Source organism: Acinetobacter lwoffii, assembly GCF_024129435.1.
Taxonomy (GTDB): domain Bacteria; phylum Pseudomonadota; class Gammaproteobacteria; order Pseudomonadales; family Moraxellaceae; genus Acinetobacter; species Acinetobacter lwoffii_F.
Genome location: NZ_JAMXXN010000040.1, coordinates 1 through 9612 on the forward strand (window position 1 = coordinate 1; position 9612 = coordinate 9612).

8 protein-coding genes and 1 pseudogene are annotated in these 9612 nt (G+C 40.4%); 1 reads left to right on the forward strand and 8 read right to left on the reverse strand.

Annotated elements, in window-relative coordinates; translation table 11 throughout:
* Positions 1–115: 115 nt before the first annotated feature.
* The 8 genes from NI455_RS14485 to NI455_RS14520 form a co-directional block, all read right to left on the reverse strand.
* Complete coding sequence (locus NI455_RS14485) at positions 116–586, reverse strand: hypothetical protein (protein WP_253114780.1); 471 nt, start codon at positions 584–586, stop codon at positions 116–118.
* A 53-nt stretch (positions 587–639) separates the two neighbouring features.
* Positions 640–1062, reverse strand: a complete 423-nt coding sequence (locus NI455_RS14490) for a hypothetical protein (protein ID WP_168382828.1) — start codon at positions 1060–1062, stop codon at positions 640–642.
* A gap of 235 nt (positions 1063–1297) precedes the next feature.
* Complete coding sequence (locus NI455_RS14495) at positions 1298–1864, reverse strand: recombinase family protein (protein WP_000678311.1); 567 nt, start codon at positions 1862–1864, stop codon at positions 1298–1300.
* 186 nt (positions 1865–2050) lie between these two features.
* Positions 2051–2950, reverse strand: a complete 900-nt coding sequence (locus tag NI455_RS14500) for a cation diffusion facilitator family transporter (RefSeq protein ID WP_005028603.1) — start codon at positions 2948–2950, stop codon at positions 2051–2053.
* 86 nt (positions 2951–3036) lie between these two features.
* Positions 3037–6177 carry an efflux RND transporter permease subunit gene (locus NI455_RS14505; protein ID WP_253114783.1) on the reverse strand — a complete coding sequence of 1047 codons (3141 nt, stop codon included), beginning with the start codon at positions 6175–6177 and terminating at the stop codon, positions 3037–3039.
* The gene (locus NI455_RS14510; RefSeq protein WP_016658777.1) at positions 6167–7396 is read right to left on the reverse strand and encodes an efflux RND transporter periplasmic adaptor subunit; all 1230 of its coding nucleotides are present in this window, start codon (positions 7394–7396) and stop codon (positions 6167–6169) included. Before NI455_RS14510 ends, NI455_RS14505 begins: the two co-directional genes overlap by 11 nt.
* A 1-nt stretch (position 7397) precedes the next feature.
* On the reverse strand, positions 7398–8723 hold the full coding sequence (locus NI455_RS14515; RefSeq protein WP_035269736.1) for a TolC family protein: 1326 nt from the start codon (positions 8721–8723) through the stop codon (positions 7398–7400).
* 48 nt (positions 8724–8771) lie between these two features.
* Positions 8772–9188, reverse strand: a complete 417-nt coding sequence (locus NI455_RS14520) for a cation efflux protein, CzcI-like (RefSeq protein ID WP_227591103.1) — start codon at positions 9186–9188, stop codon at positions 8772–8774.
* A gap of 215 nt (positions 9189–9403) precedes the next feature.
* On the opposite strand from NI455_RS14520, the pseudogene NI455_RS14525 reads away from it, so the two are divergent.
* Positions 9404–9612, forward strand: a pseudogene (locus NI455_RS14525) (IS3 family transposase); the annotation flags it as partial.

Consider the following 9612-nt stretch of genomic DNA (forward strand, 5'->3'; position numbering starts at 1 on the left):
TTTTATATCCAGTCCATGGTGATAAAAACCATCATAAACCAGACATTTTTATTGGTGAGAATATAGACACTTTAAATGGGTTCTAACATTTTTATTGCGTATAACAACCATTATGTTAAATAGAGGTTTGTTTGTGCCATTTTTGAAGTTCATTTATAAAGTTATGAAATACTTCCATAGGCTCTAATGGCGAATAATTTTCTAGTGCTAAATAGAATTCGTCATCATATGAAATGAGTAAATTATTTAAGTTTTTATCTTCTAAATATTTTGAAATTAAACAGATTTTTTGAAAAAAAGGATAAGTATCCTCTTTTGATCGAATAGAAGTAATGTGACTAAGAACATACTCCTTCAATAAAGTATGGATTACATTATTTCTCGTATTTATATCAAGATCAGTAATATGTATCTTTTTAAAATACTCAATAACCTCTTGAGGATCTGCTAAAAAACATACATCTAAAGCTAATTCATCTGAAAGATTAGTTTCTAAAGTATCTAAAACCCATTTTTGAATGTCTTCTGGAGATTTCAAATATAATTCTAATTCGACTTTAAATTGAATTTTATTGGCTTCACTCATTTGTATTATATTAACTATTAGTTAGTAACTACTCTAATTAAGCCTTAATAAAGCTAGTCTGTATATAACCAACGGACGAATTTACCATCTTCATCATAGAGTTTATGAGCTAATGCGTAAGGGCAATATATCAAGAAATACCACCCTAGATAGTTATTTTTTTGATCCATTTGATGGATAGCAATACTACCAATCCAAACTTGTTGTAGCTGTTCAATTTGTTCTTGTGGGCTTCCAAGCAGTAACTCTCCATCTCTAGATGGGTCTTCACAATTCAAATTATAAAATAAAGAAATATCACCACTTTCTAACAGGATTTTTAGAACTTCGAAGAAGGCTACATCTTGTCCATATTCGAGCTTAACCTTTGGATCTATTTCTTTAAGAAAGTTACCACACAAATAAAATAAATCATCTAAACCTTCCTTAAACTCATATTCATGAAAGGTTTTAAGGATTAACTCCAATTGATTCATTAAAATGGATGCTCCAAAATATTTAAAAATTAAGAATTTCTAAAATTAACATAATACACCTTATACGAAATGTATGATATTTCTTATTATATATCAGTATATTAAATTAAGCCGTTCTGGAATATAGGGCACCAGAGCGGCTTTTTATTGATTATTCATGTTCCACGCTTAAAATTCGAACAGTGTTTCATGATTTTTATAAGTTAAACTAAATTTAGTTGCTAATCCCAATAAGCTATTCACTAACTTGTAAATATCGGTATACCGCCTGACGACTAATCCCAAAAGCTTTCCCTAATGCCATTTTCGATGGATACTTCCCCTCCTTCCATGCTTGTCGTAAAGCTTCAGCTTGGTCAGGCTTTAGTTTATGCACCCGACCTTTGTACTTCCCCTGAGCAGAGGCGAGTTTTATTCCTTCCTTTTGCCGCTCTAAAATGATCTCACGTTCGAACTGTGCAAAAGCACCCATCATTTGAAGCATCAAATTATCCATCGGGGTGGATTCGGCTGTAAAAGTAATATTTTCTTTTACAAACTGGATGGCGATCCCTCGTTTGACCAGTTTATCTACTTCAGTGACCAAATCTTTTAGGCTTCGCGCAAAACGATCCATTGAATGTACAATCACCCTGTCCCCTTCCCGGACATAGTTCAACATTTCCTGAAATTTAGGTCGGTCAGTATTTTTACCTGAAGCACGGTCAACAAAAATCCGATCGACCTCAATTCCTTCAAGTTGACGTCCAGTGTTTTGCTCGACAGAACTTACCCGGACATACCCTACTTTTTGGCCTTTCACTTTTTCACGCCCCAATTGGATAAAAATGAATAATTTCGTAAATTATAAATCTTTAACACTAAAGTTACATGTTACTTATGATTAAAAATCATTTAAATGATACATAATTTCATGAACTTTCAGATTGTAACTTTAGGGTATACTTTAAAGTTACACAAAACATCTATATGAAGACTAAAGTCCAAATTAGTGTTTATGTTGGTTCAATGTATTACATTTCGTATTTTCTATTTGTAACGTAATTTCAGTAATATTATGATTATGTTTTAGAACTTCTAAGGCCTTTTGATAGAGTTGATCTGTATTGCTATTCGGAGCAACCAAATGAGCAGTTAAATGAATATTTCTTGAGGATATAGCCCAGACTTTCAACTGATGAATCCCTTCAACGCCCTCTAGCTTCAATAAATCATTTCTTAACGACTCAATATCAATCTCATCAGGAACTCCTTCAAGCAGAATATGAATACTTTGTTTTAATAAAATCCAAGTTCGAGGTAAGACCCAGAAGCCAATTAACACAGCGATTACGGTATCAACCCACATCCACTGGGTAAAATAAATAACTATTCCTCCGATAATCACGCCTATCGATCCTAGAGCATCACTAAGAACTTCTAAATATGCACCTTTTATATTTAGACTTCCTTCAGCACTAGCAGAAAGGATTTTCATTGAAATCAAATTTATGACCAAACCAATGACCGCGACAATCATCATTCCAACACTTTGAATTTCAGCAGGATTCGTAAAACGTTGATAAGCTTCATATACAATATATATTGCTACCACAAAAAGCATCACCGCATTAAACAGAGCCGCTAAAATTTCAAATCGCTGATAGCCAAAAGTTCTTTTATCATCTGCGGCTTTTTTACCAATTTTGATAGCGGCAAGAGCAATAGCTAAAGCGGCTACATCAGTAAACATATGAGCTGCATCAGATAACAAAGCCAAACTTTGGGTAATAAAAGCAGCGACAACTTCTACTATTAAAAAAGTAGTCGTTAAACCTAAGGCAACCATTAACTTCTTACTATTTTCTTCAGTAACAACCGCATGGCTATGATCATGATGTTCTGACATAAAATATTTTCCTTATTCTATTTATGATGAGCAGAGATATTGGATAACAGCCAATATCTCTGCTGTAAATCGACTAATCTATTGGATTAAGAAACTTTCTTTTCATTTATCCAACGATAAAGCACGGGTAACAGCACCAAAGTTAGTAATGTTGAAGAGATAATCCCGCCAATCACTACGGTTGCCAGTGGCCGTTGAACCTCAGCCCCTGTTCCGGTTGCCAGCGCCATTGGTACAAAACCCAGTGAAGCCACACAAGCTGTCATCAACACTGGTCTTAAGCGCAAAATAGCCCCTTGCCACACGGCTTTATGCACTGGATATTTGTCCCTTAATTCCTTAATAAAGGTCAGCATTACCAGTCCATTGAGGACTGCAACACCAGATAAGGCAATAAAGCCAATTCCAGCTGACATCGATAATGGAATATCCCTTAGCCAAAGGAACAGCACACCACCGGTCAAGGCAAAGGGTACCCCGGTAAAGACCAATAGACTTTCTTTGACATTGTGAAAGACCGCCATCAGTAAAATAAAGATAGTGATTAAAGCCAGTGGAATCACGATTTGCATCCGTGCTTTGGCTGAAGCCAAATTTTCAAACTGACCGCCATATTCTATCCAATAACCACTTGGCAAAGTGTATGCTTTGAGCTGTGTCTGTACATCAGAAACAAAAGACCCTAAATCACGCCCTTCAACATTCGTTGTAACCACAACTCGGCGTTTACCATTTTCTCGACTGACTTGGTTGATTCCTTCAATGGTCGAGACTTGCGCGACATCCGACAATAAAATACTGCCACCATTTGGAAGCTGAATAGGTAACTGGGAAACAGATGCGACACTACGGTCTTGCTCTCCAAGACGGATAACAAAATCAAAACGACGATCGCCTTCTAAAATCTCTCCCACGCTTTGTCCACCAATACTTGCAGCCACCACATCCTGAATAGATTTCACACTCAAGCCATACTGGGCAGCTAAAGCTTTATCAATCTCTACATTGAGTAAAGGCAGACCCGAAGTTTGTTCAACTTTCACCGCACTGCTACCTGCGACTTGCTGAATGATTTTCGCGATTTTTGCAGCCTCAGTATTCAAAACCTGCATGTCATCACCAAAAACCTTCACCCCCACATCACTGCGTATACCTGAAATCAGTTCATTAAAACGTAGCTCAATAGGCTGAGAAAACTCACTGTTATTGCCGGGAATTGTCGCAAGATAAGCTTCCATTCGGGTTCGAAGTGCATCTAGGCTTTCTTTTGAATCTGGCCATTCCTCACGTGGTTTCAGCATGATATAACCATCGGAAATATTCGGTGGCATCACATCTGTCGCCACTTCAGCAGTCCCGGTACGGGCAAATATAGCTTTAATTTCGGGAAAGTTTTTCAGTAAAAGCTTTTCGGTATTTTCCTGAATACGTAAAGACTCTTCCAAGCCTGTGCTTGGAGAACGTAATTGCTGTACCGCAAAATCACCTTCACTCAGCTGGGGTGCAAACTCACTGCCAATCTTCGTGCTGAGCAGACCCGTAATGACCAGGAGACAAATGGCAAAAGTTAAAACCACCGCTTTGTAATGATAGGCTCCATCCAATATCTGTTGATATCGGGTTTTGAGCCAGATCATCCAACGGCTTTCCGTTTCTTTGATCTCCCCTTTAACCCATAAAGCAACTGCAGCGGGCACAAAGGTGATCGATAAAATAATAGCTGCCACCAGTGCGAGAACAACGGTTAAAGCCATCGGATGAAATAGTTTTGCTTCTACACCACTTAAAGCAAAAATCGGCAAATACACCACCAAAATAATAAGCTGACCAAAAATAAGAGGACGACGTGCTTGGCGGGCAGCCAGAAAAACTTCCTTAAAGCGTTCACTTTGTGTGAGAGGTCGTTTTAACAGTTGCTGTGTATGGGCTAAACGCCGGATACAGTTTTCGACAATCACCACAGCACCATCGACAATGATGCCGAAATCGAGTGCACCTAAACTCATCAGATTGGCACTGATATTTTTCTGTGCCATCCCGGTTAAGGTAAACAGCATAGAGAGTGGAATGACACAGGCAGTAATCAAGGCAGCACGGATATTCCCTAAAAACAGGAACAGAATGATGATGACCAGGATTGCTCCCTCTACCAAGTTTTTCTGAACGGTTTTAATCGCCTTCTCAACCAAGGTAGTACGGTCGTACACCGTTTCAATCACTACCCCTTTAGGCAAACTATTCTGAATATCTTGAAGCTTGGCATCCACAGCTTTAGAAACAGTCCGGCTATTTCCACCCATCGCCATCATGGCAATCCCTAAAACGGTTTCTTTGCCGTTATAGGTTGCCCCACCGGTTCTTAAATCATGCCCAATAGAGACTTGCGCAATATCACCAACCCGAATTGGGCTGCCATTTGGGCTACCCAGCATGGTGTTCTCAATATCAGAAAGCCCATTGAATGTACCCGGTACACGTACCGTCAGTTGCTGACCATTGTCTTCAATATAACCTGCACCTCGGTTCTCATTATTTTGCGCTAAAGCCTGTTGCAGTTGTTCTAATGAGATATTCAGTTGCTGCATCCGGTTTAAATCGGGAGAGACCACATAGGTTTTTTCAAAACCACCAATACTGTTGACCTCTGCAACTCCCTTAACACGTTGCAGTTGAGGACGCACAATCCAGTCCTGAATCTCACGCAAATCCATCGGCGTGTATGCAGTTCCATCCGGCTTTTTCGCATTCGGATCTGCCTTCAGTACCCATTGATAAATCTCACCGAGACCCGTAGAAACGGGGGACATCGTCGGTGCGATTTGTGCAGGCAACTCAGATTGCGCCTCCTGTATCCGTTGGTTAATCTGCTGACGGGCCCAATAAATATCAGTCCCATCTTTAAAGACAATGGTGACTTGAGAGAGTCCATAACGGGATATGGAACGGGTAAGCTCCAGATCCGGAATGCCAGCCATGGCATTTTCAATGGGATAGGTAATCCGCTGTTCGACTTCAAGCGCAGTAAAACCCTTGGCTTGAGTATTAATCTGGACTTGGGTATTGGTAATATCGGGTACAGCATCAACCGGGAGTTTCTGATAGCTATACACCCCGACCGCAATCCAGGTACAGACAAAGAGCAACACCCAAATCGCATTTTGTATGGAAAACTGAATGATTCGTTCGAATAAACCTTCTGGTTTTGGCAGATCAGAATTAATGTTCATGGCCTGCCTCGTCTTTTTCTAATTCAGATTTCAATAAGAAACTGCCTTGAGCGATATACTTCTGCCCTTCAGTCAGCCCAGAAATCACTTCAAGCCATTGTCCATCACTTGAAGCCTGCCCCAATTGCACTTTCTGTGCTTTTAAGTGGACTTGACCTTTTTGTTCTGAATCTACGATGAAAATACTGTCTTCACCTTCAATACTTTGCAGCGCAGACTTTTGAATCCGAAGGGCTGATTTTGCTGTAGCTTCCGGAATCAACACTCTCACTAACACATTAGAACGCAACTCAGTAGCTTGCGCATCGAGTTTTGCGCGCACCACCAGACGCCCTGTTTGTACATCTGCCTGAGAGGTTAAGCTTTGTACAGTAGCTTTATAGATTTGATCTGAATCATTCACTTTAAAGTCAATTTTTTGCCCGGCTTGCAGTTGACCTGAGAATTGATTCGGCAAATTAAACTCAAGCCATAAATCTTTCAGCTGTTCAATGACAAAGAGCTGATTAGCCAGTTGCACATTTTCACCGACCACAATATCTTTTTGACTGATCACCCCAGAGATCGGTGCTTTAATCAGAAAACGCCCATTGTTATTGCCACTTGCACCTAATGCATTTAAACGTGCTTGTGAGGACTGGACAGTAATCTGCGCTTGACGGTAGGCATTTTCGGCACGCTGGTAATCCTGTTTGGCAGAAATCCCCTGTGACCAGAGTTGCTGTTCGCGCTGGTAATCTTTACGGGCCAAATCCAGATTCACCTGTGCCATACGCAGATTTGCCTGTTGGTCGATCAGTTCAGGCACGATTAGTACAGCCAGCGTTTGTCCTTTTTGCACGCTCTGTCCTAAAGCCACATTGACCTGCTCGACATGACCACTAAAATTAGGCGATATATGCGCTTGTTGATCGGTATTCACCACCAATTTACCTGGCAGGGTTGTCAGCTTTTCAACCAATCCTGTGGATGCAACAGCAACTTTTAAACCTTGTTCAACCATTTGTTGGCTGGTCAGTTGTATTTCGCCTTCTTCAGCATGTCCTTCTTCAGAACTATCTTCATCAGAATGTTCGGCATTTCCCTCATCATGACCATGCCCCTCAGATTCAGTTTTTTTTGAACTTAACCAAATAACCAGACTGACCAAGACCGTAATCAGAATCAAAATTGCAATCATGAGAGACTGGGATATTTTTCCGTTTTGCTTGGCGTTCATTTTATCGTGCTCCCCCATTGATTAAATTTTGCGATGCTTCGACTGCCTTTTTATTCAGTTGTGTATAGGCATCCGAACGGCTAATTTCTTCATAACTTGTGCCAATACTGAGTGCCTCAGCTGCGAGGGCAGTTTGCCAAGCTTGACGTAGAATTTGTAATTGACCCAATCGAAGATTCTGCAGTTGGGTGGTTGCTTGCTGAACGTCGGTAATGGACAGTTTCCCTGCCTGAAACCCTTGTAAAGTACGGCTCTGAACTTTGGTCGCCAAAGTAACTTGTGCTGTTGTGGCATCGAACTGGCTACGTAAACCTTTGAGCTGATGCATGCTGTTGGCAATATTGAGTATTTGTTGCTTCAGCTCACGCTGCTGCTGTTGGTTCAGCAATATTTGCTGTTGCTGGACCATCGGGATCGCATATTGCTGGCGGTTGAAAATATTCAGTGGAATAGCCACGCCGATTGCCAAAGTCGTATCGTTGCTTTCATTAGGGGTTTTGCTACGTTTCATGCCTACATTTAAAGTCGGATTGGGACGTGCCTGAATTCTTAAATTTTCAATTTGATGATCCGATTGCTGAATGTTCAAGGCATAGAATTTTTCTAGCCACCCTTCAGCAATATACCGTTGCACAGTTTGGAGACTTTGCTCTGGCCAAGGGATAGCGGTTTTATTCAATTGAAGATGTGAAGATGTTTCTCCCCCCCACAAATTAGACAGCTGACGACCGGCAGCTTGTTTATTCAGCATCGCTTGCTGATAAAGTCGTTGGATTTCTAGCGCTTCAATTTGGGTACGCTCAAAATCAACCAGGGCAATACTGCCTGCCTGATAGCGTTTCTGGGCACTGTCCAGATTGGCTTTACTTGTTTTTAACTGTACTGAATAAGCAGACTGCTCAACCTCAGCAAGTGCAAATTGCGACCATGCAAATTTAACAATCAGTTGGCTTTGTGCCTTCCATAATTGCTGTTGCAATTGGATTTGTTGATTCGAGGTATTGGCAATCACCCGGTTCAGCTTACGCTGACCAAATAGATCTAGAGGTTGACTAACGCCAACATTGAATTCCTGTTCTTGACCTGAGCCAAAGCCAGACTGTTCTAAACTTATACTTGGATTCTGCCATAACCGACTTTGCTGAATATTCAATTCAGATATTTGCTGAACTTGTTGCCACAGCTTGTCTTGAGTCTGGTAACTTTGTACTTTTGCTAAAGCGGATTCAAAGCTGGTAACGTTTTCAGCATAGCTATATTGCATAGCCGCTGCACATATACAAGCAACCAAGCTATGACGCAAGAGTATAATTGATTGTGAAGACATGATTTTTCCCACTTATTTAAATAATAAAAGTGGTGGGAATGTTTTAGGCTACCCCACCATGAGCGGGGAAAATTCGGGAGGTGGGCTTTGTTGAAACAGGTCAGGAGCCTGATAGCTGTTTTTCCAATGAAATTGTGGATTCACTTTAACTTCAGAGCTTGGATGAAACACATCTACTTTTTCATTTTGTACAATCAAATGCGTCATCGATGGTAGATGATCTTGATGATCTTCACCGATTTCTAAATCGCTACTGAATGTTTTTATGTTTTCTGACTGTCCATTATGATCGTGTTGACGACTATCGCTGGCACACAAGGTATTTTGGTGATGACCAAAATGATAACTCTGCTGTGATTGAGGCTGTTGTTCATGGACACAAAAGGCCGCCGCCACATTCCAAAAGCTTTGGAACATGAACAATCCAACCAAGACTGTAATCCATGTAGTAGAACGCATCATCATAACAATCGAAAAATTTGTACCAAGTATAAGGCTTAGAGCCACTCCAAGGTCAAGCTTAATAAATTAAATTAAACATTCAATGAACACTGAATAGCCGGCACTTTTGCAAATTTACCTTGTCTCTATAAGCTCACATCAATTTCAGGTAAGAATAACAATAGATAGTGAACCGTACCGGGTTTGTCGGAGACCAAGCTTTCTGAGAGAATATCCCGATGAAAAAAGTAAAATATACCCCTGAAATCAGAGAAAGAGCGGTTCAATTATTGATTGAATCCGAGAAAGATTATCCATCGAATTGGGCTGCGATCACCGCTATTGCTCCCTGAGCAGTATACTGCGCAAGGGTTGTACTCCTGAAACACTACGTGTTTGGTATCAAAAATATTTAGATAAACAAAATCCAGTTAAAGTACAGCAGCTT

Coding starts and splice junctions, on each gene's coding strand:
- NI455_RS14515 (WP_035269736.1), bottom strand. CDS start 8,723: ATGTCTTCACAATCAATTATACTCTTGCGTCATAGCTTGGTTGCTTGT.
- NI455_RS14510 (WP_016658777.1), bottom strand. CDS start 7,396: ATGAACGCCAAGCAAAACGGAAAAATATCCCAGTCTCTCATGATTGCA.
- NI455_RS14500 (WP_005028603.1), bottom strand. CDS start 2,950: ATGTCAGAACATCATGATCATAGCCATGCGGTTGTTACTGAAGAAAAT.
- NI455_RS14520 (WP_227591103.1), bottom strand. CDS start 9,188: ATGATGATGCGTTCTACTACATGGATTACAGTCTTGGTTGGATTGTTC.
- NI455_RS14490 (WP_168382828.1), bottom strand. CDS start 1,062: ATGAATCAATTGGAGTTAATCCTTAAAACCTTTCATGAATATGAGTTT.
- NI455_RS14485 (WP_253114780.1), bottom strand. CDS start 586: ATGAGTGAAGCCAATAAAATTCAATTTAAAGTCGAATTAGAATTATAT.
- NI455_RS14505 (WP_253114783.1), bottom strand. CDS start 6,177: ATGAACATTAATTCTGATCTGCCAAAACCAGAAGGTTTATTCGAACGA.